The organism is Niallia oryzisoli (assembly GCF_036670025.1).
Classification (GTDB): Bacteria; Bacillota; Bacilli; order Bacillales; family Cytobacillaceae; genus Bacillus_BD; species Bacillus_BD oryzisoli.
This window is the reverse complement of sequence record NZ_CP137640.1, coordinates 384,483-409,671: the sequence shown is the minus strand read 5'-3', so window position 1 is coordinate 409,671 and position 25,189 is coordinate 384,483. Positions and strand designations below refer to the sequence as shown.

General features: G+C 38.9%; 25 protein-coding genes and 2 riboswitches. Of the genes, 8 read left to right on the top strand and 17 right to left on the bottom strand.

The window, feature by feature from the left end; translation table 11 throughout:
- Position 1: 1 nt before the first annotated feature.
- The 5 genes from R4Z09_RS02025 to R4Z09_RS02005 are packed head-to-tail and all read right to left on the bottom strand — an operon-like array spanning position 2 to position 4,431.
- A complete protein-coding gene (locus R4Z09_RS02025; protein WP_338450757.1) occupies positions 2-652 on the bottom strand; it encodes a precorrin-8X methylmutase in 651 nt (216 codons plus the stop codon).
- Between the two features lie 12 nt (positions 653-664).
- A complete protein-coding gene (gene cobK, locus R4Z09_RS02020) occupies positions 665-1,435 on the bottom strand; it encodes a precorrin-6A reductase (RefSeq protein WP_338450756.1) in 771 nt (256 codons plus the stop codon).
- Positions 1,432-2,367 carry a sirohydrochlorin chelatase gene (locus R4Z09_RS02015; protein ID WP_338450755.1) on the bottom strand — a complete coding sequence of 312 codons (936 nt, stop codon included), beginning with the start codon at positions 2,365-2,367 and terminating at the stop codon, positions 1,432-1,434. Before R4Z09_RS02015 ends, cobK begins: the two co-directional genes overlap by 4 nt.
- 19 nt (positions 2,368-2,386) lie before the next feature.
- Positions 2,387-4,039 (bottom strand): precorrin-3B C(17)-methyltransferase, encoded by a 1,653-nt coding sequence (gene cobJ, locus R4Z09_RS02010; protein ID WP_338450754.1) that lies wholly within the window; start codon positions 4,037-4,039, stop codon positions 2,387-2,389.
- A gap of 14 nt (positions 4,040-4,053) precedes the next feature.
- Positions 4,054-4,431: a (2Fe-2S) ferredoxin domain-containing protein gene (locus R4Z09_RS02005; protein WP_338450753.1), complete on the bottom strand. Its 378-nt coding sequence runs from the start codon at positions 4,429-4,431 to the stop codon at positions 4,054-4,056.
- Positions 4,432-4,581: 150 nt separating this feature from the next.
- A riboswitch (cobalamin riboswitch) is annotated at positions 4,582-4,765 on the bottom strand.
- Positions 4,766-4,966: 201 nt separating this feature from the next.
- Positions 4,967-5,149: riboswitch (cobalamin riboswitch) on the top strand.
- Positions 5,150-5,318: 169 nt separating this feature from the next.
- On the opposite strand from R4Z09_RS02005, the gene R4Z09_RS02000 reads away from it, so the two are divergent.
- From R4Z09_RS02000 to R4Z09_RS01980, 5 genes are all read left to right on the top strand, one after another.
- A complete protein-coding gene (locus R4Z09_RS02000) occupies positions 5,319-6,068 on the top strand; it encodes an energy-coupling factor ABC transporter permease (RefSeq protein WP_338450752.1) in 750 nt (249 codons plus the stop codon).
- Positions 6,065-6,373 carry an energy-coupling factor ABC transporter substrate-binding protein gene (locus tag R4Z09_RS01995; RefSeq protein ID WP_338450751.1) on the top strand — a complete coding sequence of 103 codons (309 nt, stop codon included), beginning with the start codon at positions 6,065-6,067 and terminating at the stop codon, positions 6,371-6,373. Before R4Z09_RS02000 ends, R4Z09_RS01995 begins: the two co-directional genes overlap by 4 nt.
- Positions 6,357-7,142: a cobalt ECF transporter T component CbiQ gene (gene cbiQ / locus R4Z09_RS01990; RefSeq protein WP_338450750.1), complete on the top strand. Its 786-nt coding sequence runs from the start codon at positions 6,357-6,359 to the stop codon at positions 7,140-7,142. The genes R4Z09_RS01995 and cbiQ overlap by 17 nt, the downstream gene beginning before the upstream one ends.
- Before the next feature lies 1 nt (position 7,143).
- Positions 7,144-7,980 carry an ABC transporter ATP-binding protein gene (locus R4Z09_RS01985; RefSeq protein ID WP_338450749.1) on the top strand — a complete coding sequence of 279 codons (837 nt, stop codon included), beginning with the start codon at positions 7,144-7,146 and terminating at the stop codon, positions 7,978-7,980.
- A 166-nt stretch (positions 7,981-8,146) separates the two neighbouring features.
- A complete protein-coding gene (locus R4Z09_RS01980; RefSeq protein ID WP_338450748.1) occupies positions 8,147-9,367 on the top strand; it encodes an FtsW/RodA/SpoVE family cell cycle protein in 1,221 nt (406 codons plus the stop codon).
- A gap of 259 nt (positions 9,368-9,626) precedes the next feature.
- Here the strand turns inward: R4Z09_RS01980 and R4Z09_RS01975 are convergent, their stop codons facing one another.
- From R4Z09_RS01975 to R4Z09_RS01950, 6 genes are all read right to left on the bottom strand, one after another.
- A complete protein-coding gene (locus R4Z09_RS01975; protein ID WP_338450747.1) occupies positions 9,627-10,061 on the bottom strand; it encodes a Dps family protein in 435 nt (144 codons plus the stop codon).
- 281 nt (positions 10,062-10,342) lie between these two features.
- Entirely contained in the window at positions 10,343-11,110 is a 768-nt protein-coding gene (locus R4Z09_RS01970) for a divergent polysaccharide deacetylase family protein (RefSeq protein ID WP_338450746.1), read from the bottom strand.
- A 124-nt stretch (positions 11,111-11,234) separates the two neighbouring features.
- On the bottom strand, positions 11,235-12,308 hold the full coding sequence (locus R4Z09_RS01965) for an ABC transporter substrate-binding protein (RefSeq protein ID WP_338450745.1): 1,074 nt from the start codon (positions 12,306-12,308) through the stop codon (positions 11,235-11,237).
- A complete protein-coding gene (locus R4Z09_RS01960; RefSeq protein ID WP_338450744.1) occupies positions 12,305-13,108 on the bottom strand; it encodes an ABC transporter permease in 804 nt (267 codons plus the stop codon). Before R4Z09_RS01960 ends, R4Z09_RS01965 begins: the two co-directional genes overlap by 4 nt.
- Positions 13,109-13,912 (bottom strand): ABC transporter permease, encoded by an 804-nt coding sequence (locus tag R4Z09_RS01955; RefSeq protein WP_338450743.1) that lies wholly within the window; start codon positions 13,910-13,912, stop codon positions 13,109-13,111.
- Positions 13,905-15,008 carry an ABC transporter ATP-binding protein gene (locus R4Z09_RS01950; protein ID WP_338450742.1) on the bottom strand — a complete coding sequence of 368 codons (1,104 nt, stop codon included), beginning with the start codon at positions 15,006-15,008 and terminating at the stop codon, positions 13,905-13,907. Before R4Z09_RS01950 ends, R4Z09_RS01955 begins: the two co-directional genes overlap by 8 nt.
- Before the next feature lie 305 nt (positions 15,009-15,313).
- Between R4Z09_RS01950 and R4Z09_RS01945 the strand changes: the two genes are divergently transcribed.
- Positions 15,314-15,580 (top strand): hypothetical protein, encoded by a 267-nt coding sequence (locus R4Z09_RS01945; protein ID WP_338450741.1) that lies wholly within the window; start codon positions 15,314-15,316, stop codon positions 15,578-15,580.
- 60 nt (positions 15,581-15,640) lie between these two features.
- On the opposite strand, the gene qoxD is transcribed toward R4Z09_RS01945, so the two are convergent.
- The 5 genes from qoxD to R4Z09_RS01920 all read right to left on the bottom strand — a co-directional run bounded on the left by qoxD (position 15,641) and on the right by R4Z09_RS01920 (position 21,647).
- Positions 15,641-15,922, bottom strand: a complete 282-nt coding sequence (gene qoxD, locus R4Z09_RS01940) for a cytochrome aa3 quinol oxidase subunit IV (RefSeq protein WP_338450740.1) — start codon at positions 15,920-15,922, stop codon at positions 15,641-15,643.
- A 1-nt stretch (position 15,923) separates the two neighbouring features.
- Entirely contained in the window at positions 15,924-16,520 is a 597-nt protein-coding gene (gene qoxC / locus R4Z09_RS01935) for a cytochrome aa3 quinol oxidase subunit III (RefSeq protein WP_338450739.1), read from the bottom strand.
- The gene (gene qoxB / locus R4Z09_RS01930; protein WP_338450738.1) at positions 16,520-18,466 is read right to left on the bottom strand and encodes a cytochrome aa3 quinol oxidase subunit I; all 1,947 of its coding nucleotides are present in this window, start codon (positions 18,464-18,466) and stop codon (positions 16,520-16,522) included. The genes qoxC and qoxB overlap by 1 nt, the downstream gene beginning before the upstream one ends.
- An 82-nt stretch (positions 18,467-18,548) precedes the next feature.
- Positions 18,549-19,469 carry a cytochrome aa3 quinol oxidase subunit II gene (gene qoxA / locus R4Z09_RS01925; RefSeq protein WP_338450737.1) on the bottom strand — a complete coding sequence of 307 codons (921 nt, stop codon included), beginning with the start codon at positions 19,467-19,469 and terminating at the stop codon, positions 18,549-18,551.
- A 543-nt stretch (positions 19,470-20,012) separates the two neighbouring features.
- Positions 20,013-21,647 carry an ABC1 kinase family protein gene (locus tag R4Z09_RS01920; RefSeq protein WP_338450736.1) on the bottom strand — a complete coding sequence of 545 codons (1,635 nt, stop codon included), beginning with the start codon at positions 21,645-21,647 and terminating at the stop codon, positions 20,013-20,015.
- Between the two features lie 248 nt (positions 21,648-21,895).
- Between R4Z09_RS01920 and R4Z09_RS01915 the strand changes: the two genes are divergently transcribed.
- Positions 21,896-23,656, top strand: a complete 1,761-nt coding sequence (locus R4Z09_RS01915) for a SulP family inorganic anion transporter (protein WP_338450735.1) — start codon at positions 21,896-21,898, stop codon at positions 23,654-23,656.
- A 60-nt stretch (positions 23,657-23,716) separates the two neighbouring features.
- The gene (locus R4Z09_RS01910; protein WP_338450734.1) at positions 23,717-24,067 is read left to right on the top strand and encodes a metalloregulator ArsR/SmtB family transcription factor; all 351 of its coding nucleotides are present in this window, start codon (positions 23,717-23,719) and stop codon (positions 24,065-24,067) included.
- A gap of 45 nt (positions 24,068-24,112) precedes the next feature.
- Here the strand turns inward: R4Z09_RS01910 and R4Z09_RS01905 are convergent, their stop codons facing one another.
- A complete protein-coding gene (locus tag R4Z09_RS01905) occupies positions 24,113-24,907 on the bottom strand; it encodes a TIGR00266 family protein (protein WP_338450733.1) in 795 nt (264 codons plus the stop codon).
- Positions 24,908-25,189: the final 282 nt, after the last annotated feature.

Sequence of the window (25,189 nt, the reverse complement as noted above, 5' to 3'; positions counted from 1 at the left end):
ACTATTTCTGATCCGCTAAAAGAGAAATTGCATTTAGCGCTGCAACAGTAACTGTACTTCCGCCTTTCCGCCCAACATTTGTGATAAAAGGAACCTCGGTAATTTTGGCCAACTCCGCTTTTGACTCAGCTGCAGAGACAAATCCAACCGGCATGCCGATGATTAAATCAGGCTTAGCCTTTCCTTCTTTAATCAGGCGAATAAGCTCTAAAAGGGCTGTTGGTGCATTGCCGATCGCATATATACCACCTTCATTTTCTTTGACCGCTTTTTGCATCGAAATAATTGCTCTTGTTTGATTCAACCGTTTTGCTTCAATAGCAACATCCTCGTCAGAGATGTAGCAGTGTACATCACCGCCATATTTTTGGAAGCGTGCTTTCCCGGTCCCGCTTTCAATCATTTGGACATCGGCAATAACATGACGCCCGTTACGGATGGCCTCTACTCCGGCACGAATGGCATCTGGATGGATAATGACGCTTCTTCCTAGTTCAAAGTCTGCTGAAGCGTGAATAACCCGTCTGACAATCTTCCATTCATCCTCCGAAAAATCATGCTGACCCATTTCTTCTGCAATAATCGAAAAGCTATAATCGTAGATTTTATCTGGATCGATTGTTAATGGTTTAAATTCTGTTTTAAAATCCATTGTTTATTCCTCCTATTGAATGCATAATTTTTTATTTAAATCAGTAATTACTTGATCAAAGCTAGAAAATACATTGGAATAATCAACTTTTGGCCGGGCAATCATAATCGTTTCGATGCCGCACTCTAAAGCAGCTTCGACTTTCTCATCAACGGAGCCGACTTTTCCGCTTTCCTTCGTAATCATCAGCGTGACCCCGTATTGTTTGTAGAGTGCTTTATTTAATTCCTTTGAAAAAGGCCCCTGTATGGCAACAATGTCCTTTTGTTCAATTCCAAGTGCTGCACATTTCTCCATATTATCGATCCTTGGCAGCATTCTTGTGATCATTCTTGTATTTGGAAGACCGACTAATTCTTTTGCAAAAATCTCCAGCGTTTTGCTTCCTGTCGTGAGCATGATGACACCCTGTTTCTTTGCCGCAAGCTTTGCGGCTTCAGCATAGTTAGATACGACGCTTAACTTTGGATGCTGGAATCTTTGACTCTCGCGTTCATAACGAATATAAGGAACATCTGCTTCCTTTGCCCCCTGCAAGGCATTTTTTGAAGCCTCTTCTGCAAATGGATGACTGGCATCAACCACAGCCTGAAAGCCTTTTTCTTTGATTAATGCTGCGATATCAGCTGCCGTCAACCTGCCAATTTGGGCAGGAATCCCTGCATCCTCCAAGCTTTTAGCTGCTGACTCTGTCACCACTGTTGCTAGGACCCGAAACCCTTCCTTCTGTATTTCCAACGCTAATTCTCTGGCATCACTTGTACCGGCTAAAAACAGAATCATTTGGTAACCTCCACTGAACGTTCTCCATGATGATGATGGTCATGATGGTGGTGACCGTGTTCGTGATCATGATGATGGTCATGATGGTGGTGTTCGTGTTCATGTTCATGATGATGGTGATGGTGTCCATGTTTTTCAGCATACAAAACATAGTTTTCTAAGTCCTGTTCACCTTTTGAGTTTCCTTCATCCGCCTCTTTTACACGTTCCTTTAAGATGGTCTGAAGCTTATCGTGATAGCCAAAATAACCTGCAATGGAAAACTCATGCTCCGGATATTTCTCTTTGTATTGGGAGAGCATATGATTCATGCGTTCCATTAAAACACCTGTAAATAGAAAGTATGGCAGCATCACCACTTTTTTGGCACCAAGCTTGATGCACCGTTCAATCCCTTCGTCAACAAGCGGCGTTGTTACACCCATGAAGGCACTTTCCACCCATCTAACGTTCAATTTTTCCCACAAAAGACGTGTGATTTTATAAAAATCACTATTTGCACCAGGGTCACTGCCGCCCCGTCCAATTAATAAAATGGCCGTATCCTTATGCTTTGAAGCTGTATCAAAGCCTATTTCCTCTAATCGATCGATTAAAATAGAAAACACTTCAGGATGAACACCAATGGTTTCTCCATATGTAAATCGAACATCCGGATATTTTGTTCTCGCTTCTACTATTTCTGCAGGTATATGAAGTTTTGAATGTCCGGCATGAAGTAAAATAATCGGAATAACAAGAATTTCAGCCGCGCCTCTTTGAACACATTGGTCAATCCCCTGCATAATCGTCGGTGAAGCAAATTCAAGGAAACAGGTTTCAATGATAAGACTAGAATCCATCGTCGGAATCATTTGATCTACAAATCTGCGAATCTCTTCATTTCCAGCTTCTAATCTGCTTCCATGCCCCACAAATAAAACGGCTTTCATATACAATTCCTCCTTTAAATTAATCCCCGCAAGGTGCCGGCTCTATTTCAATAACTGGTGTAATATCCTTATATTTATAGCCTTGAATCTGTTTGACCCGCTTGAAATATTTAAATAATCGCTCGTTTGGATGGGCATTCTCTCTATATTCTTCAACAATATTTGTAATAATACCGACAAGCTGTTCAGGCTCAATCCCTTCCGCTACCGGCTGGCCTGGATGTGCTGTGCGGCCGACAGGTTTGGCTCCGAGAAACAAATCAAATTTTCCTCTGCGATAAACAATGCCGATATCCTCCATCACTGCACTGTAGCAGGACATTCCGCAGCCATTAAAACCTATGTTTAGCTCCTTTGGCATTTTGCTGCCGCCAAGTACACTCTGCAGCTCATCGGCATATGGAATAGGCTCTGTTTTTTCACCATCACAGAAGTCACAAGCTTTGACTGTTACAACATCCCCAACTGGAGATAGAAGAAAGCCTGCCTCACGCAGCTGTATAGTAATACTTTCAGGATTAGAGGTCGGAATTTTTAATATTATTTTGTGATGTGGGGTGTACTCCATTCTGCCTTTTTCACCGACCACTTCAGCAAGGGTGATCATTTGCTTTGGTGTAAATTCTTTATTGGCAACACCAGGACTGACTGCTAATTCAAACACCGTTTCAATCTTTTGCTGCACGATAGGTGCTTGTCCGCTTACTTTTTGACCGGTCACCATTGCTACTGCTTTTCTTGCAATCTCTAAAGAGGTTTGTTTTTTTACCGATGCTTTCGTAAGCAATCCTATAGCAGAATCAACGTCAATTCCTGTCCCTTCTGAAAGTCCGATTTCTTGCTCTAAGGCCCACGGCTCTGCCTCTTTTTGCAAACGCTGGTGTGGCTTTAACGGTTGCTGTTCCTCATTCAACGTATATTTTCTTTGATAACCCCGTGGTGTAATGATTAAGTTGTCGTACAAAAAGGTTGAAGAGTTCCCAATAATAACAGTTGTTAGCATCCCGATGTCATGGTTAAGCATCTCTGCTAAATTGGTAATCACAATATTTTGGCGGTCGCGGTAAGCACTTTTTACAAGTCCTACCGGAGTTTGGGGAGAGCGATACTTCAATAATATTTTCTGTGTTTCAATGATTTGCCTCGTTCTCCGGCCGCTGCGCGGATTGTAGAGGGCAATCACAAAGTCAGCTTGGGCTGCAGCTTCAACCCGCTTGGCAATAAGCTCCCATGGTGTTAGATGGTCACTAAGACTGATCGTACAAGAATCATGCATAACAGGTGCCCCAATCAGTGATGCACAAGAGTTAATGGCCGAGATTCCTGGTACAACTTCCACCTCAACTCCTGTTTCCTGCTTCCAGCCCTTTTCAATCAAAACTTCATAAATCAAACCAGCCATGCCGTAGACACCGGCATCTCCACTTGAAATAACCGCAACCTTTTTGCCGTTTTCAGCCTGCTTCACCGCTTCCTGTGCCCGCGAAACCTCCTCCGTCATTCCAGTACTAACAACCGTTTGTTCATTGAGAAAATGCTCAATCAATTCAACATACGTTTTGTACCCAATGACCAAGTCACTTTCTTGAATCGCTTCCACTGCCCGTTTTGTTATATGCTTGAAATCCCCTGGACCGAATCCAACAACAAATAGTTTTCCTTTTTCCGTCACAGCAAACAACTCCTTTATTTTTTTATAATGGAACCCTTTCGTACTCCTTTAGTAGGGGTGGCTGTAGGATTAGGCATCATTTCTCCATTAACCCAATGATAGATTTTATTAGACTCAAGCCTTTGGCCATCTATATCACGAACAATTTGACGGCCAATCTCAGGTGAGTCGACCCGATACCAATTACCCTCGGGATAAGCAATAACGATACATGCATCCTGACACCTTCCATTACACCGAGTTCGTGTCGTATGAATCTGCTTGTCCAAATCAAGCTTTGTAATTTCATCACGAACTGCTAATGTCACTTCTTCACCGCCTTTTCTCATACAGCTGCTGCCATTACAGATTAATAGATGAGACTTTGTTCCTTCGAGATTCCAGGTTGTCATTGTTTTCCTCCTTTTACGTCTAAGCAAGCGCATAATAAAAAAACCTTAACTCAGGAGAGTTAAGGTTTTAGAAGCATCACAAGGTATTGCGAAAAGTATGTAAATAAAACTTTACGCATTGAATCGCCTCCACCTTTCCCTCCGAAAAGTATCGTACTTCATTTAAAAGCAGGTCTCCTGGCTTCGCATCATCTTACTCTTGTCCCTTCCCGGTTTGCACCAGTGGCATTGACAATTTCATCAGCTTTACAGTAGCGGGGGCTGCTCCGGATTTTCACCGGATTCCCTATTATCCCTTGTAATCTATTTCGGGGCTTTTAAATGATCACTATTTATTTTTCAAGTATCCCATAATATTGACTAATCATAATAACATATTCTAGAAATTGCAAATATTCCATCTCGTAAAAATTATTAGCTTATTGTTTGTCCTTTCTATAATAGGCATGTTTAGGTGAAAGTGTAAATATCTTTTTCACAAATAAATTTTTCTAGAAGGATTACCCACTACATGTTAAACTAGTTAGTAATCTAAAAATTTCATAATCTTTATGGTGCAAATTTACTTTGCTTAATAGGGAAGCCGGTTAAATTCCGACGCGGTCCCGCCACTGTAATGGGGAGCAGAATTACTGAAAGTCCACTGTCCTTTTGGATGGGAAGGATGTAATGAGCAATGATCCAGAGCCAGGAGACCTGCCATAAGGTGTCAACAGTTCAGCCTACGAGGATAGGGGGTACGAATATTGCACAAGTGTGTTTTTTTAAATCACGCAGCTACCAATTACGTACTTCTTTCATCTAGAAAGAAGTATTTTTTTTGCATTGAAATTGGAATGGCGGGATTCCTTTTACGATCAACTTACTTTAGAAGGAGAAGAAAAACGATGAAAAGTTCTACTCGGAAAGTCTTGTATTTTATTGCTTTACTGCTCATTGTCCCTAACAAGGCCGCTGCGATGCATATCATGGAAGGATTTTTGCCATTAGAATGGGCCCTCTTCTGGTGGGGAGTGACTCTTCCCTTCCTAATTTTAGGCTTCAGGTCTATTCGAAAAACAATTTTAGAAAACCCGGAAACTAAAATGATTCTCGGATTATCTGGTGCCTTTGCCTTTGTTCTTTCTGCCTTAAAAATCCCTTCCGTTACAGGCAGCTCTTCACATCCGACCGGTGTGGGATTAGGGACAGTCTTGTATGGACCATTTGCCATGACCATTATCGGTACAATTGTCCTGCTATTTCAAGCATTATTACTGGCCCACGGAGGAATAACAACACTGGGTGCAAATGCCTTTTCAATGGCTGTTATCGGACCTGTCGTTACATACCTAGTATATAAAGGCGCAATAAAGATTGGCTGGTCGCTTTCAATGGCTGTTTTCCTAGCTACTGTACTAGGCGGTATTAGCACGTATGTCATGACCTCGCTTCAATTGGCACTGGCCTTCCCTTCTGAAGTAGGAGGTATTTTAGCCTCATTCACTAAATTCGCCGGAATTTTTGCGGTAACACAAATCCCACTAGCTATAAGCGAAGGGCTGTTAACTGTGATCGTTATGAATTTCCTAAGAAAATACAATTTAGAAGAATTAAAGTCATTGCGTGTTCTATCAAAGGAGGCTAATGAATTATGAAAAAGAATCTACTTTTCATTTTAGCTGTAATTATGCTCGCGATTATTCCTTTATTTATACAAAAAGACTCTGATTTCGGTGGTGCAGATGGAGCAGCCCAAGAAGCCATAACTGAAATCAATGCAGGCTACGAACCATGGTTCGAAAGTTTTTGGGAGCCTCCCGGCGGTGAAACCGAAAGCTTGTTATTTGTCCTTCAAGGAGCCATTGGAGCCGGCTTTATTGGCTACTTTATCGGCTATATGAAGGGGCGAAAAGGAAAAGAAGATAAAGAAGGCAAAACAAAATATGCTTCTAATCGATAAATATGCCTACTTCAATGGTTTAAAACGTATTCATCCGATAGAGAAAATGTTCTTCGCATTTTCTCTTCTCTTCTTTTCCTTAGCTGTAAAAGACGTGATTGTTTCTTTAGCCACTTTTTCTGTGATGAGTCTATTCATCCTTTTCGGGGCAAAAATTCCGGTGAATTATTTGATAAAATTACTATTGTTGCCTTTCTTTTTTCTATTATCAGGAATCGTTACGATTCTTTTTTCGATTGCCGATATAGACGCTGATATGCCAAATGTTATTTGGTCATCATCATTTATTAGCTGGAATCTCTATATAACCTCTGATAGTTTAACTAGTGCCTTCCAGCTCTTTTGCATCGCAATGGGTTCCATCAGCTGTTTATATTTTTTAATATTAACCACTCCCGTACATGACATTTTGAAGGTTTTACGAAAGCTTAAAATACCACAGCTGCTTATTGAAATTATGGAAATCACCTACCGCTTTATATTTGTTTTTCTGGAAACAACGAGTAGTATATATCAGGCCCAAAATTCCCGGCTTGGTTACAGAACAAAAAGACAATGGCTGTATTCCATTAGTCTATTAATTTCTGCATTGTTTATTGGCGTTTTTAAACGAGCGAAAGAATTAACGAATGCCATGGAATCTCGTGCGTACGCGAATGAAATGGGGTATATGGATGACGGTTACAATCTATCAGCAGCCAGCTGGCTTGTGATTTCTGCTATCCTGGCTTGTCTAACAATAGTCTACATCCTTTGGGGAGGAAGATGAAATGGCTGAGTATTTTTTTGAAATAAACCAGTTGACGCATCGTTATGCAGATGGAACAACCGCTTTACATAACCTGACCCTTACCATTAAAAAAGGGAAGAAAATCGCCCTACTGGGAAAAAACGGTGCTGGGAAATCCACTCTTTTTCAACATTTAAACGGCCTGTTAAAGCCTGCTTCAGGCACCATTTACTTTAACGGCGATAAGCTTCGATATGATCGTCAATCCCTTCTTAAGCTGAGGAAACATGTAGGGATTGTTTTTCAGGACCCTGACTCGCAGCTGTTTTCAGGCACTGTCAAACAGGACATTTCTTTTGGACCACACAATTTAGGCTGGTCGAAGGAAATGGTTGAAAAACAAACCGCCTGGGCAATGGAATTAACAGAAACAACAAATCTTCAAGACCGTCCGATCCACTTTTTGAGCCTAGGCCAGAAAAAACGGGTCTCCATTGCCGGAGTCCTGGCTATGGACCCTGATGTATTCATATTAGATGAACCTACAGCAGGGCTTGATGCCTATTATGCCAAGCAAATCATGAGAATTCTTGAGGATATTCATCAAAAGGATAAAACGATCATCCTTTCCACACATGATGTTCAGCATGCCTACGAGTGGGCTGATGAAATTATCGTCTTGAATAATGGAGAAAGTCTCTATCATGGTGACCCCGTGACCATTTTTTATCAGGAAGAAATCCTTAACCAAGCCCACATTGAAAAACCTTGGGTATTTGAAACCGCACAGCAATTAAAGGCCCAAAGAATGCTTAGCGATGAACAAATAATGCCCCGAAACAAAGATGCCTTGTTCCAGCTAATAAGGTTTAAATAAGGTGTCAGGCACTAGTTATGGACAAATAAAGCCTTTTTGTCCTTTCGTTGTGCCTGGCACTTTTTCATTGATTCAAACGTCACAATTTTTTGTAAAATTATATTGTTGAAGTATAAATTGTTTGCTAGGATTAAGTGGTAAACACAGATGAAATTAGGTGTGGATGATGGAGCGTAAGAATAGGGTTGCAGAGAGATTCGATTGGACATTAACATTATTATTATTGATGTTTTTTCTCGTCAGTTGTGCAGCAATATACAGCGGGCAGACTTCAGATCAATATTCAGGTTCCAATTTCCTGCTTCAGCAAATTTTTTGGTATGCTGTTGGTGCTGCGATTATTGCAGTGATCATGTACTTTGACAGCGACCAACTGAATAGACTTTCTTGGGTTATTTATGGTATCGGTATTTTAGTGTTATTGATTTTAGCATTTGCACCAGTTACTGAATTCACGCCTAAAATTAACGGGGCACAAAGTTGGTTTATCACCCCAGTCGGCTCAATTCAACCGTCTGAATTTATGAAGGTATTTCTTATCATGGGCTTAAGCAGAACCATCTGTAAGCATCACGAGAAATATTTAACTAAAACAATGAAAACGGATTATATTCTCCTGTTAAAAATTGGTCTTGTAACCGGCTTACCGGTTGGGCTTGTCATGTTGCAGCCTGATTTAGGAACGTCGCTTGTCATGCTCGCGATCATGACAGGAATGATTTTTATTTCCGGAATCTCCTGGAAGATTATTTTATCGCTATATGGAACCGGTGCTGCTATAGCTTGTACCATTCTCTACTTTGTAATTTGGGCCCCAGAAATATTAGAAAAATATTTAAATGTAAAGCCCTATCAATTTGATCGTATCTATGCATGGCTTGATCCACATAATAATGCGGCGGGGTACCATCTTTCAAATTCATTAAAAGCTATCGGCTCCGGACTATTAACCGGAAAAGGCTTTGGTGAAAGAAAAGTATATATTCCTGAAAGTCATACAGACTTTATTTTCAGTGTCATTGGAGAAGAGTATGGTTTCCTTGGCGGAAGTATTGTAATTGGACTATTTTTCCTCTTAATCTATCACCTTACGAAAACAGCTTTGGAAACGGTTGAATCGTACAATACCTATATTTGTGTCGGAATTATCAGTATGTTAACTTTCCATGTATTCCAAAATATCGGCATGACGATCCAAGTATTGCCGATCACAGGTATTCCACTGCCGTTTATCAGCTATGGAGGAAGCTCGCTCATGGGAAATATGTTTGCCATGGGACTCGTCTACAGCATTCATTATCACCATCGGAACTATATGTTTTCATCAAGAAACAATTATACAGAACCTGATACTAAAGCAATGGAAAGAAGCCATTCCTCCAGTTAATCAAACGTTTGTTTAAATAAGAGAAGCACCAGAGATTTTAGAAATGAAGTCTCTGGTGCTGTTTTGTATTAGGATATGTTTGTATAACTGACAAACCACGCTTACCCCAAGTTGTTCTTTGGATGCCTTATATAGGACATTTTTCAAACCTCGCTTTTCCAATATGTCTCTTTAGTACATCCTCTCTCTCAAGCACAATAAAAATATCCCACATCAAAATGATGAGGGACATTTTATAAAGGAAAACCGCTATTCGCTATTATTCTCCTAAATAAGCATTCAGCATCCAAACATGTGTATCTATGCTCTCAATCAAACCTATAGCAAGATCATTCGTAATAGTATCATTTTCTTCTTCAGCATGTTCAGCTAACTGCGCTAGGCCAGCTTTAATTTCAGTGTAGTCTTTTACAAGTGCCGCAACCATATCAGCTGCTTTTGTTTCGCCAGCTGTTTCTTTGATTGTTGCTGTATCAAGGAATTCTTTCATTGTTGCGATTGGTTCCCCGCCAATAGCCAATAGACGCTCGGCAACCTGATCAACAACAAGTGCTGATTCATTATATAACTCTTCAAATTTTGCATGAAGCGTGAAGAATAAAGGTCCTTTTACAAACCAGTGAAAACGATGAAGCTTTGTATAAAGTACACTCCAGTTTGCAATTTGTTGATTTAATTCAGCTTGAATAGTCATAATAAAATTCCTCCTTAGATTTCATTCATATGTTCTTTTCTTATATTCTTATTATAACAAGTATTTATTTAAAATCAATACTAAATTATAATAACTATAATTTAAAATTTATTATAAAACAATTAATAAAAATCCATTCTAAATATAATGTTATCCCGAAATAAAAAAAGAGTCAGTGTGGTAAATCACTTAACTCAATGAAGCAGAGGGACGGTTCTCTTGCTTCCTCCTTCAAAAATGGAAGCAAAAGAACCGTCCCTCTGCTTTTTCTATGGCAGTCTTTAGTCAATCATGTCTAGCTCAGGAATTAATGTTGAAAGTGGAACAATTTCTGCTTGTTCTTTGTATTTGGGAATGTATGTTTTTAATACATCCACTACACGCTCGCCTGTGATACCGACGTGACCGATGGCGATTAATTGATCTTCTTCACTCAATTGCTTCATCAGTTTGTATGCCTGCTTATTTATATATTCTTGTGTATAAATATGATCAAAAAACAAATCATTTTCTAGATGCGGCACCGATAATTCATCCGCAATTTTCCCAACTACGCTATTGCTAGTTGTCCTGCTATCAAGATAAAAAAGACCCTTTTCCTTACAAACCTCTAAAACAATTCTCATGATCCGCTCATCTTCCGTTACTTTTGATCCCATATGATGATTCATTCCAACTGCATATGGCACGGCTTCAATGGCCTTTTCCACTTGTTTTCTAATCTCAGCATCACTCATACCGGTTGTTATAGCCCCCGGCCCAAGCCAGCTCTTTTTTCCTTTCTTAGGCTCCATTGGCAAATGAACGATTACTTCATGACCCTTTGCATGAGCTAATTTTGCATCACGCTCTGTTGTCGATAGAAAAGGCATAATAGCTACTGTTATTGGCACTGGGAGATTAAGCATCTCCTCCGTTCCCTTTAAGTTATTACCAAAATCATCAATAACAATTGCCAGCTCTTTTTGCGAAACTTTTTTTGTTTCCGCATGAATCCCTGTTGAAAATAAAGAAAAAAGAAGCAAAATAGTCATGAACGTGATTCTCATAGAAGCATGCAACTCCTTTTTTCTTTTTAAGATGTCACAAAAAGCGTTTCATTAGTCATGGTGTCATTCCCGCAAATGGACAAAATGAATCAATTTGTCCATTTGCAGGCATGACACCATGTCACTATTTTGTATGCATCTTAAATTCAAGGTAAAGCTCATTATAGTAGGCAAGCATTTTTTTACCGAGGTTTTCATATACTTCAAGTCTTTTTGTCAATTCGACATCTGGATAAAAACGTTCATCGCTCACAACTTCTTCATCTAAATATTTTAAGGCCTCTTTATTCGGTGTTGAATAGCTGACATAGTCTGTATTTTGGGCAGCATTTTTGGGATCAAGCATAAAATTAATAAATTGATGAGCTCCATCTATATTTTTGGCTGTTTTCGGGATGACCATGTTATCAAACCAAAGATTGGAGCCTTCTTCTGGAACAACGTAATCAAGCTTCTCATTTTCCCACATAATATCTGCAGCATCACCCGACCAAACAACACCAATCGCCGCTTCTTCATTAGCCATCAGGATTTTAATTTCGTCTCCGACTATCGCTTTAATATTAGGAGTTAACGTTTCAAGCTTTTTCTTTGCCTCAAGAAGATGATCCTTATTTGTATCATTTAGAGAATAATGCAGACTATTTAAACCTATCCCCATAACCTCCCTCGCTCCGTCAACCAGTAAGATCTTGTTTTCCAGCTTCGGATTCCAGAGGTCATTCCAGCCCTTAATCACAATATCACCAAGCAGTTCGGGATTATAAACAATTCCAACAGTTCCCCAAAAATAAGGAATCGAAAATTGATTTTCAGGGTCAAAAGGAAGATCCATAAAACGAGAATCAATGTATTTTTCGTTCGGCAGCTTTGAATGATCGAGTGGAATTAATAAATCCTCTTCCTGCATTTTTTCAATCATATATTCTGAAGGTACCGCTACATCATAGGAAGTACCCCCCTGCTTGATTTTTGTCAGCATCGCTTCGTTTGAATCAAAGGTTTCATAAATGACTTTTATGCCTGTTTCTTTTTCAAAATTCTTAATTAACTCCTCATCAATGTAGTCCCCCCAGTTAAATACCGTCAGCGTATTGCCTGAAGAATACCCTTGTGATGAATTCAATTTCGAAACAATAAACAACAGTAGGAAGGATACAATTAGAACCGCTATGAATAACTTAACGAGCTTTTTCATTTTCGTACCTCCATTCCTGACGTACGGCTGTAGCGTTGATTAATAAAGTAATAACCAACCACGAGCAGCATCGTAAATAAAAACAATAGCGTTGATAAGGCATTAATATTTAATGAGACCCCTCTTCTTGCCATTGAATAAATCTCCACCGACAATGTTGTAAAGCCATTTCCAGTCACAAAAAACGTAACGGCAAAGTCATCGAGCGAATAGGTCAAAGCCATAAAGAAACCGGCAAAAATCCCCGGAGTTATGTATGGAAGTGTCACTTTTGTCAGCACATCTAAGCGGCTTGCACCGAGATCTCTGGCAGCATCGACCAAATTTGAGCTCATCTCCTGTATCTTCGGCAGGACCATAATTACAACAATCGGCACACTAAAGGCAATATGCGATAAAAGAACGGAGGTAAATCCAAGTTTAATACCAAGTAACGTAAATGTGATTAAAAACGAAGCACCGATGATTACATCAGGACTGACGATCAATACATTATTAAGGGATAATAATGTATTTTGCGCATGTCTTTTTTTCACATAAGCAATCCCAAGTGCTCCCATTACCCCCACAATGGTTGATATCGCAGCTGATAAAAGGGCGATAATAATCGTATTTAATACAATGATTAGCAATCTTGTATCGCCTAAAAGCTCCTTATACCAGTCAAGGGTGAAGCCTTCAAAATCATGCATTGTGCCGCCGCTGTTAAACGAGTAGAAGATTAAATAAAAAATCGGAGCATATAAAATGAAAAAGATAAAAAGTAAATACAGATTTGACAGCTTAGTCATTTTTTTCATCTACAGACCCCTCCTTTTCCTTCCTGTTACCATCATGATGACAAACATGGCCAGAATGAGAAATACCGCAATCGTTGAACCCATTCCCCAGTCCTGCGTCACAAGAAAATGCTGCTCAATCGCAGTACCAAGTGTGATCACCCGATTTCCCGCGATCAATCGAGTCAACATGAATAACGATAACGCCGGGATAAAAACTACCTGGCAGCCGGACTTTATTCCGTCCAGTGTCAAAGGAAAAACAACCCGCCTGAAGGTTGTCCATTTTGAGGCACCTAAATCATTCGATGCATCAATTAATGTAGAGTTCAGCTTATCTAACGAATTAAATATCGGTAAAATCATAAATGGAATAAATATATAAACGGAGACAAAAACAAAGCTGAAGTCCGTAAACAATATTTGCTTTGCTCCAATGCCGATTACTTCAAGAAAGCTGTTTGTTATCCCATACGCACCAAAAATCCCTAAAAAAGCATAGGCCTTTAACAATAAGTTGATCCAGGATGGCAATATAATCAGCAGCAGCCATAATTGCTTATTCCTTGTCTTCGTTAAAAAGTATGCAGCCGGGTAACCAACCAACAAGGAAAAGCCTGTTATTAAAAAAGCATACCAAAACGAGCTTATTGTCATTTTCAAATAAACGGGTGTAAAAAATTTTGTATAATTTTCTAATGTAAAATGTCCCTCTATGTCAATGAAAGAGTAATAAAGTACAAGTATAATCGGGGCGACAACAAATAAAACAATCCAGCCTACATACGGAATGATATATAAATTACGTGTATGCTGATTATTCATGTTTTTCCTCACCATACGCTTCAAGGCGATTATCAAATTCTTCTTCCGTTTCACCAAGGCGCATCACATGGATCGCCTCTGGATCAAAGTGAAGGCCAATTTTATCCCCGACATTTGCCTTTTTCGTAGAATGAACAAGCCATTCATTCCCATCCTGATCATTACAGCATATTTCATAATGAACGCCGCGAAATAACTGTGAATCTACCTGAACTTGGAGCTGCCCCAACACAGGTGTTGTGATTTCTAAATCCTCCGGACGAATAACAATTTCAACCGGCTCATTTTCGTGAAAACCTTTGTCCACACATGAAAATCTCTTTCCAGCAAATTCCACCAAATAATCACGTATCATTGTCCCTGAAACAATATTAGACTCCCCAATGAATTCAGCGACAAAACGATTAATCGGTTCATCATAAATATCTGTTGGCGTCCCGCTTTGCTCGATTTTCCCATTGTTGATGACAAAGATTTCATCTGACATGGCTAAGGCCTCTTCCTGATCATGTGTAACAAAAATAAAGGTGATGCCAAGACGGCGCTGTAATTCTCTCAGCTCATACTGCATTTCGGTTCTGAGCTTTAAATCTAAAGCCGATAAAGGTTCATCAAGAAGCAGAACTTGCGGCTCGTTGACAATCGCCCTCGCAATGGCTACCCGCTGCCTCTGTCCACCTGACATTTCATTAATTTCCCGGTTCTCAAAGCCGGCAAGATTAACAAACCGTAATGCTTCCCTAACCTTGTTCGTAATCTCAGAATTACTCAGTTTCTTAATCCGCAATCCAAAAGCAATATTTTCAAATACATTTAAATGGGGAAATAAAGCATAGTCCTGGAACACCGTATTTACCTGACGTTTATTAGCTGGTACATTATTAATGACTTTATTGTTAAAATAAATCTTTCCTGCTGATGGCTCATTGAAGCCGGCAACTAATCTTAGAATGGTCGTTTTCCCACAGCCGGAAGGCCCTAATAAGGTGTAGAACTTTCCTTTTTCAATTTCAAAGCTTACATCCTTCAATATGGGAGGGTTATGGTCAAATTGCTTTGTTACCCCTTCAAAACGAATAATCGTTTGGTCCGTCATTCCAAAGCTCCTTTCAGTAAAGTATATTTTTCTATAAGAAATCATGTTTAACCACTAAGAGTCATCAATCCCATTCTAAAACAAAGTTTATTAAAGAAGCCATCATTATAGAATGGATATGACAAACTCTAATATACTTTTATAAGATAGTTTTATTACAAGTAATTTTCATATATTTAATTAAACATAATAAAGAAATTTATTACATAAAAAAGTAAGAAATATTAAAAAGTGAAATATTTTCAAAAAAAGTTTGACAATTTTGTGAATTTTTTGAATAATATAGACATATAAAGGAGGTCGTTATGATGAATACACGTTTGAAAATATTAAATGCAACAAAATTTACTGGCAGTGCTACATTACTTTTAGGTATGATGATTCTTTTATACGGAATTGTAAGCGGCTTCAACTCGGTAATTGGAATTGGGGTCGGAACGGTTGTTGGTGCCATTTTTATTTTTCTTATGGGGATGTTCTTCATTGCGACAGAGGAAATGGTGGAAAACACCTTTAAGGGAATCGAAATTACTCCGATTAAACCGAGTAAAGTGGTGCACCTAAAAAGATAAAAAATAAAGAAAAAGAAAGAGAGCGCCGATGCCGACACCCTCTTTCTTTCCCTTTTTCTATTACATATCCCAAACGAAAAGCAATAGTGAACCAAAAATCGTTACTAAAGCGATTCCTACCATGAAGTAAACATTACCGTAAATAGACCATTTGTCATCTGTTTCGCCAGCATGCATGAAGACCACCAGCTGAAGAAGAGCCTGAGCAAATGCAGTAACAACAAGAATAGTCATGCCAGCTGCATAAGATAAATCCATGAAATAAACAGTAAGAGCAGCGGCTGTCATAATTAAAGAAAAGACAAAGCCCATTATTTGTTTACGTGGAAATAGTTCACTCATATTACATCATTCCTTTCAAGTAGATGAAGCTGAAGATAAAGATCCAGACAACATCTAAGAAATGCCAGTAAAGCGAGAAAATAAATGACTTATTCGCAGTTTGTGCATTTAAGCCGCGTTTTTTCAATTGGATAAGAATGGCTGTTCCCCAGAATAAACCAAACGTAACGTGCAATCCGTGAGTTCCTAATGTTGTTAACAGGATGGCAGTGAAAGCACTGATTTGAATACCTGCACCAACGTGTACATAATGAACAAATTCAAAGATCTCGAATCCTAAAAAGCCCAAACCAAGAGCAAGCGTAATCGCAAAGAATGCCATCATAGCTTTTTTGTTGCCAAGACGCATTGCGTGTACTCCAAGACCGATAACAAAACTACTTGTTAAAAGTAGAATGGTTTCAATTAGGACTGGTGTAATTTCGAAAATATCTGCCCCAGTCGGGCCGGCACCTGTCCGACCCTCATAAACAAAATAACTTGTAAAGAGTGTTGCAAAAAGCATAATTTCAGCGCCAAGGAAAACCCAGAAACCGAAAATATTTAAATCATTTTGGTGCGTGCTATATTCTAGAGGTTGTGCATGACCTGCTTTCATTATCTAACACCCCCTAATTTTTCTTCTGTTTCAGTAACTTCCTCTACAGAGATATGGCGTCCGTGGTCCTTTTCAAACGAACGATGAGCCAGACAAGCGAAAATTCCAATTGTTGAAACAATGACAAGCGGCCAAATCGAAAAGACAAAAGAAAAGCCCCATACAAAGAAAATAACACTCAAAATAAATGGTACGCCACTGTTATTAGGCATATGGATTTCATCAAGTTTACCTGGGAATAACACGTGTTTACGCTTCTTAGCATCCCAAAGCGGTTCACTAGTCTTAACTTGCGGTGTAATCGCAAAGTTGTATTCAGGTACAGGGGTATGCGTAGCCCATTCTAATGTACGAGCATCCCAAGGATCTTCACCGATATTTCTTGGAGCATAACGAACACTATAGTATACGTTATAGACAATTAACGCAAAAGCAACAGCCATGATACCTGCACCAACAAATGAAATCATATTTAAAGTACCAAAGCCAGATGCCTCAGAATATGTGTACATACGACGTGCCTGACCGTCTAAGCCAGAGATATACATTGGAAAGAATGCTAAAACAAAGCCGATTGATAACAACCAGAAAGTCCATTTACCGATTCTTTCATTTAACATAAAGCCGAACATTTTTGGCCAATAATACGTTAAACCAGCAAGCATTGCAAATACAACACCTGGAATAATTGTGTTATGGAAGTGAGCAACTAAGAACATAGTGTTATGATATTGATAGTCAGCAGCTGACATCGCAAGCATAACCCCTGTAACACCACCGATTGTGAACAGCGGGATAAAACCTACTGAATAAAGCATTGGTACAGTAAAACGAATCTTCCCTTTCCACATTGTAAACAGCCAGTTAAAGATCTTAACCCCTGTTGGAACGGCAATCGCCATTGTTGTAATGGAGAAGAAGCTGTTTGCCGTTGCACCTTGACCCATTGTAAAGAAATGGTGCGCCCATACAAGACATGAAAGAGCTGAGATGATGACCATTGAAGCAACCATCGATTTATAACCGTATAAGTTTCTGCTAGAGAATGTAGAAATAATCTCACTATATAGACCAAACGCTGGAAGGATTAAGATATATACTTCCGGATGTCCCCAAACCCAGAATAGGTTTGCCCACATCATATCCATACCGCCGTTTGTTGTTGTAAAGAAGTTCGTTCCAAATAGTCGGTCCATTGTTCCCATTGCAAGTGCAACTGTTAAAACTGGGAAAACAGTGATAATAATCAAGTTAGCTACTAAAGTAGACCATGTGAACATTGGCATTTTCATTAATGTCATACCAGGTGCTCTCATTTTCATGATTGTCGTAATCATGTTAATACCCGTCATTAACGTACCAAGACCGGATATTTGAAGCGACAGCATATAATAGTTCGTACCAACAGATGTACTAAAATCATTACTTGCCAAAGGAAAGTATGATGTCCAACCTGCATCAGGCGATCCGCCAACTACGAAAGAAATGTTAAATAACATTGCACCCATAAAGAACAGCCAGAAACTGATCGCATTTAAACGTGGGAATGCAACATCACGAGCCCCAATTTGTAAAGGTACAATGTAGTTCATAAAACCAATAATGAATGGCATAGCCATAAACATAATCATGACTACCCCGTGCGTTGAAAAAACTTCATTGTAGTGTTGAGAATCAAGCAATTTATTATCAGGTACCGCAAGTTGTGCACGCAGCATGATCGCGTCAACGCCGCCGCGGAAAAGCATTATTAAAGCACATAATAAATACATAATACCGAGACGTTTATGGTCAACTGTTGTTAGCCACTCACGCCATAAATAACCCCATTTTTTAAAATAGGTTAAGCCTGCAATAATGGCAATCACTGTTAGACCAATGGCAACCATCGAAGCATAGATTGCAGGACTTGGATGTGGTACGGCAAAACGCTCAAAGAATTCCATCCTTATATGACTCCTTTCAGGAAATATATTACTCAATCAAACTATTACATGTGAAAACCTGCACGTAATTATCTTTTAAAGATTAATGACCGCTATGCTCTGAAGTATCCTCATTCATTTCCATACCTTCTGTATGTCCTTCATGAGATTGTTCAGAGTCAGTTTCAGTTGATTGATGATTATGTTCTGGTGCTGGTGAGAATTCTAAGTGTGTTCCAGTAAACGTCATTTGACCTAAATGACCTGGTTCTAGCAGCTTATCAAACTCATCTTCTGTTAGAGGTTCTGCTGTTTCATGAACTTCATCTACCCAATCATCAAAATCCTTTTGAGACATTGCTGTAACGTTAAACATATTTTCAGCAAAACCTTTACCACTAAAGTTTGCGTTACGTCCCATCATTTCGCCTGGTTCATCAGCTGCTAAGTGCAGTGTGGTAACCATATCAGACATCGCATATTTTTGTCCGCCTAGCTGCGGAATCCAGAAACTTGTAATAGGTCCATATGAATATAGTTTAAATTCAATTGGACGATCTGTTGGAATATACAAGTAGTTCACTGTTTCAATATCTTCTTCAGGATAACTAAAATGCCATTTCCAATCTGATGATGAAGCATAAATTACTAATGGTTCTTGATCTTCGTAGCCTTTTGGTGTTGCTTCTACAATGTAGTTACTTTGTACAGATACAAATGAGAAGTAAGCAACGATAATAACTGGAATACCTACACAAATGGCTTCCACCCAAGGATTCCCTTCAATGTGTGGTGGTTCATAGTCCGGGCTTTGCTTTGAAGCACGGTACTTAATTAAAACATAAATCAAAATAGCGAAAACAACGATAACGATAAAGGACATGATGCCAATGGATAACATGATATCCCTTGCTTGCCTCTCAGCTTGAGGCCCTTTAGGATCTAGAACCAGCAGCGGTTCACATCCTGTAAGTACTGTGGCAATGGTAATAATAAACATTAAAAAAGCCGATTTAAATTTCATACAAGTACCCCTTTCTTTGAAAGTATCAATATATTTTTCTTACACAAAAGCTGTGCATGCTTATTAAGCATCCGAATAAATACAGCAACATCATATCGCCAAAATTTTTCCGCCGATTTGTGATTTTAGTCACTGTCGCTGGATTTATTTTTTGTTATCTGCAATATCAATATTAACACGATAACAACATAATTATCCTAAGGTAATTGTTACAAATTTAGTAAGGTATTTTTTTCCATATTTTTTCCGAAGAATTTTATCCTCCTTTCTATAAATACTGCAATACCAGTAGTGAAAACCCTTCCAAATAGACTTGTAGAGCAAATGATGGACTGACATAATTTAGACAAAAATATTATTACTAGAAAAATATTCTAGTATATGAACTTTTTATTACTCCTATTAAACCAAGAAATTGTCAAAAAGGGAAGTAATTTACTAAATGTAATTAACTAATTTTTAGTGTTTATGTGAATATTCATAAAAAAAAGGTAAGATGCTATTCATTTTGATAGCCCTTACCTTTTTATGCTGCACTGATTTTCAGGAATGATCCATAAGACTTCGATGGCGAAGGAGCATTCTGATATAATAAACGACACTAAATAACAGCAGACTGGAGCTTGCATATAACAAACCCGTTTGTTTTAAATAGAAACTAATATAAACAAAAATACTACTTAAAAGACAAAGCAGAAATGCATCTCTTTTTCTCGATACAACCATTTCATGCTTCATTTTTAATACTTCATTTGTTTTTTTCCATTCACGGTACTTTCTAGGTTCTTCTAATGCCTGCTGCAGTTGATTTGGTAATGAAACTATCGGCTTTAAGGATGACTTTGCAAAGTTTAGAACTGTTGCTTTAGCGCCCTCTGAATTATCCTTTAACCATTTCTTCAACATTGGCTTACTGATTTCTAATAAATCAATCTCTGGATCAAGGCTGTAAAGAATCCCTATAAAGGTTGAAATGGCTCGTCCCAAAAAAGCGTATTCACTTGGTAATTGAATCGGCTGATTGTTCACCAGCTTTTCAATATCGTTCATGATTTCCTCAACAACTCTTGTATCATTCGCCTTTAGTCCGTTGTCGCTATAGGTTTCGATTAGCATTCTTAAGACACGTTCTATTTCTTCTTTATCAGCATGCGGCAGCAAAAAGCGCATTCCCTCTATTCCATCAACGACCTTTTTATAATCCTTTAACATGATGCCAATCACAATATCACGGATATACATGGCATCCCTTTTTCGAATGACTCCAATCATACCAAAATCAATTAAAACAATTGTACCATCCGCTTTAACCATAATATTGCCGGGATGAGGGTCTGCATGAAATTTCCCTTCATTCAAAAGCTGCTCAAGAAAGCTTTCCAAAAGCACATTTGATATTTTATATTTATCAATATGATGCTCTTCCAAGAACGCTAAATCATTGACCCGGTTCCCTTCCTTCCATTCCATGACCAAAACCCGCTTCGTGGAATGCTCAGGATAATAATGGGGAATTTCAAGACCCGGGAAATCCTCATATTTCTTCTGAAAATATTGACCATTCTCAAGTTCAAGGTGAAAATTCAATTCATCCCCAATCGTTCGGACAAATTCCCGATAAAATAAGGAGAGATCCATTGAATTTTCTAGTTTTGTAAAACGCTTAACAAGCCATAGGACAATCCTAACGGCTCGAAAATCACTATAAATGATGTCACCAATTTTAGGACGTTGAATTTTCACGGCAACTTCTTCACCTGAATGCAATGTCCCTCGGTATACTTCACCAATGGATGCCGATGCAACCGGTTGAGCACTGATCACGTGAAGAATTTCACTATATGGTCTATTCCATTCATCCTCGAGTACTTTTTTCGATTTCTCCCATGGTACCGGTGGAACCTGATCTAAAAGGTCTATTAATTCCTTTATGTAGATGTCAGGCATAATATCCTTACGCGTACTCAAATACTGACCGAGTTTAATCATGACTCCTTCCAGGTATAAGGCCTTCTCTTTATAACGTTTTGCTTGTTTGCGAAGCAATGACTCCCACTGTTTTTCTGTTTTTTCATTCCAATTCCTGCGATGCCTTTTTCTAAAGGAAAAAATTTCTATGAAAATCCTCACAGCTAACCAAACAATGGTGTAAATTCTATAGAGGGAGAAATATTTCATGATAAAACCCCTTTTCAAAATGATGTCTATTAACATTGTATATCATTCGACTTTTATTCGCATTTTTCACTTTATCATTCTTAATCTATTTCATGTTTTTCATTCTAAAACAGACAAATTCCTGTAACTTTACTTTTTAATTTAATTGCATGATTTTCCTTTGACAAAATAGAGTAATTATCATATATTTGACGAAAGTATATTCAAATAATCAAATATATAAATATTCAAAAGGAGATAATTAAGAAATGCATCGAAAATTTCTTTTTGACGAGAGATTCCAATATTACAGTTGGTCTACTTTACAGAAAGACCTGATTTCAGGAACCATTGTCGGGATTATTGCTATTCCGCTTGGTATGGCATTTGCCATTGCTTCTGGAGTAAAGCCGGAATACGGAATTTATACAACGATCGTTGCTGGAATTTTGATTTCACTTTTCGGAGGCTCAAAATTCCAAATTGGCGGTCCAACCGGTGCCTTCATCCCTATTCTCTTTGGTATTGTCATGTCCTATGGTTACGAAAATCTCCTTGTGGCTGGTATCATGGCAGGCGTGATCTTAGTTTTAATGGGAGTATTCAAACTTGGCTCATTAATCAAGTACATCCCCCGTCCTGTAACGATTGGGTTTACTGCAGGGATAGCCGTTACCATTTTCACTGGACAAATTGCTAGTTTTCTAGGTTTAACTGGAGTTGAAAAGAAAGAACTCTTTATTGAAAATGTGGAAGAACTTTTCCAGCAAATGCATACGGTTAATATATTCAGCATCGTCACAGCCATCATCTGTTTAATTACCATGCTGCTAACATCAAAACTGTTCCCAAAGGTACCGGGACCTTTAATGGGACTTCTGTTGTCCACTATTGTGGCAGCTTTCCTATACCCTGGTCAAGTCGCTACAATCGGGACTGCTTACGGAGAAATTCCCAACTCACTGCCAAGCATTTCACTCCCTCAGGTTGATTTCAGGACCATTCAGCAATTAATCGGTCCGGCTCTCGTCATTGCTCTTCTTGGCGGGATTGAGTCCCTTCTATCTGCTGTTGTAGCTGATGGGATGACGAATACACGCCATAACAGCAATAAGGAATTGCTTGGGCAGGGAATTGCTAATATCGTGACTCCCCTTTTCGGAGGAATACCTGCAACGGGTGCGATTGCAAGAACTGCAACCAACATTAAAAATGGGGCTGCATCCCCAATATCAGGTATCATCCATGGAATCGTCGTACTACTGATCTTAATGATTTTCGCTCCTTACGCATCCCATATACCGCTTGCCAGCCTTGCACCTGTCTTAATGGTTGTGGCCTGGAATATGAGCGAGAGTCACATTTTTTCACATATTTTAAAGACAAGAACATCCGATTCCCTCGTTCTTGTTGTTACGTTTCTTTTAACAGTATTTGTTGATTTAACAACAGCAGTTGAGGTTGGTCTTTTATTAGCTGTCGTCTTGTTTACAAAGCGGATGGTCGATGCTCAAGTGACTGCAAAGGCACTGCCAAATTTAAATAAAGCAGGCAATAAGGTTGAGACACAAATGGTACATGAGGGTCATGATTGCCCGCAAATTACCATATATAATGTAGAAGGGCCTTTATTTTTCGGGGTTGCGCAAACATTCCAGCAAACGATTATGAATACTATTAACCATCAACCATCCGTCCTGTTATTACGAATGGGAAAGGTTCCTTTAATTGATATTACAGGTGAAGCCAATCTTACCAGCATTGTTAAAAACTTTTCAAAGCACGGGACCCTGCTGATTTCCGGTCTTAATGAACAACCTGAAGACATGCTAAAGAAGACCGGGTTATACGATTTAATTGGAGAAGAACACTTCTTCAAACACACCGGTGATGCAATCCAATATGCATTAACTCAAATAGATACGAGCAAATGCCTAGGGTGTAAACATTTCGCTTTCAGTGAATGTATTAACCTCTCAAGTACAAAAGAGTTGGTTGTTAAACCCAAAAAGGTATATACTTCTATATAAGTAAATAAAAAGGACGTTATGATTAAAAAAGCGTCCAACTCTTAAGGAGCTGGATAAAAATTGAATTTAGAAATGCAGCAATTTAAAGCGGAATTCTTTAAGGCACTAGCACATCCATTAAGAATCAGAATTTTAGAGGTATTGTCAGAGGGAGACTTTGGTGTTAATGAAATTCAAAATGCGATTGGAAGTGAAGGATCAACTGTTTCCCAGCAGCTAATGGTCTTAAGAACCAAAAACATCGTGGTCGGAACAAAAAATGGAAACCGTGTCATTTACTCATTACGAGATCCACTAATCGTAGATCTTCTTGCTGTGGCAAAACAGATCTTTAATAATCATTTAGTGGATACGATTAACATATTAGATAAGATTGTCGATCAAGATGATGAGGATTCTAGTGAAGAATAAGCTTTCATAAAAAAGGGCTGTCCTTGGGACAGCCCTTTTTGTTCATTAATCATCGGAAAACATATTAAAAAGACCGCCAATACCACCTTCACCTTTTGACACTCCGCCGCTTTGCGGTGCTGCAGCAAAGACACGGCTGGCCAATCGGCTGAATGGAAGGGATTGAATCCAAACAGAGCCAGGACCTCTTAACGTAGCAAAGAATAACCCTTCTCCGCCAAATAAGGCTGTTTTAACACCTTTTACCATTTCAATGTCATAATCAACCTCTCGTGTCATGGCAACTAAACATCCTGTATCAACACGAAGAACCTCTCCCGGTGCAAGTTCCCTTTTAATTATCGTTCCGCCTGCATGAATAAATGCTAGTCCATCGCCTTCAAGCCTTTGCATAATAAAGCCTTCACCGCCGAAGAACCCTGCACCAATTTTTCGTTGAAACTCAACGCCAACGGCCACACCCTTAGCAGCTGCAAGGAAGGCGTCCTTTTGACAAATGATTTTCCCACCCAGCTCACTTAAATCCATCGGAATGATTTTCCCAGGATACGGAGATGCAAAGGATACATGCTTTTTCCCGCTGCCTTCATTCGTAAAGGTCGTCATGAACAAACTTTCACCAGTGATTACACGCTTTCCAGCACTGAGCAGCTTGCCCATAAAACCGCCCCCGCCCCCGCCGCTTGAGCCATCACCGAAGATCGTTTCCATTCGAATCCCGTCTTCCATCATCATTAAGCCGCCTGCTTCGGCAATGACTGTTTCACCCGGATCAAGTTCAACTTCCACAAACTGCATATCATCGCCGTAAAGCTTGTAATCAATTTCATGATTATTCATAAAGATTTCCTCCTGACCAACATTAATATTCAGACTTATTCCTATTTTACCACGATTCTTCCATAAAAAGGCTATTACAAACAATTTCTAGTGTTATATACCGTTCATTCATTGATTAAGTTTCACTTTTTTTATTTTTTCCTTTATATAGCGGGATTAAACCATTATCATCTCCTGCTGCGAAAGTACGGCAGAAAACTTTACAAAGTGATTTCGTATCCATGTCATCAATGAGAAAATGAAAAAATATAATGTTAAAACGACTTTTTAGAAAAAGCAGGA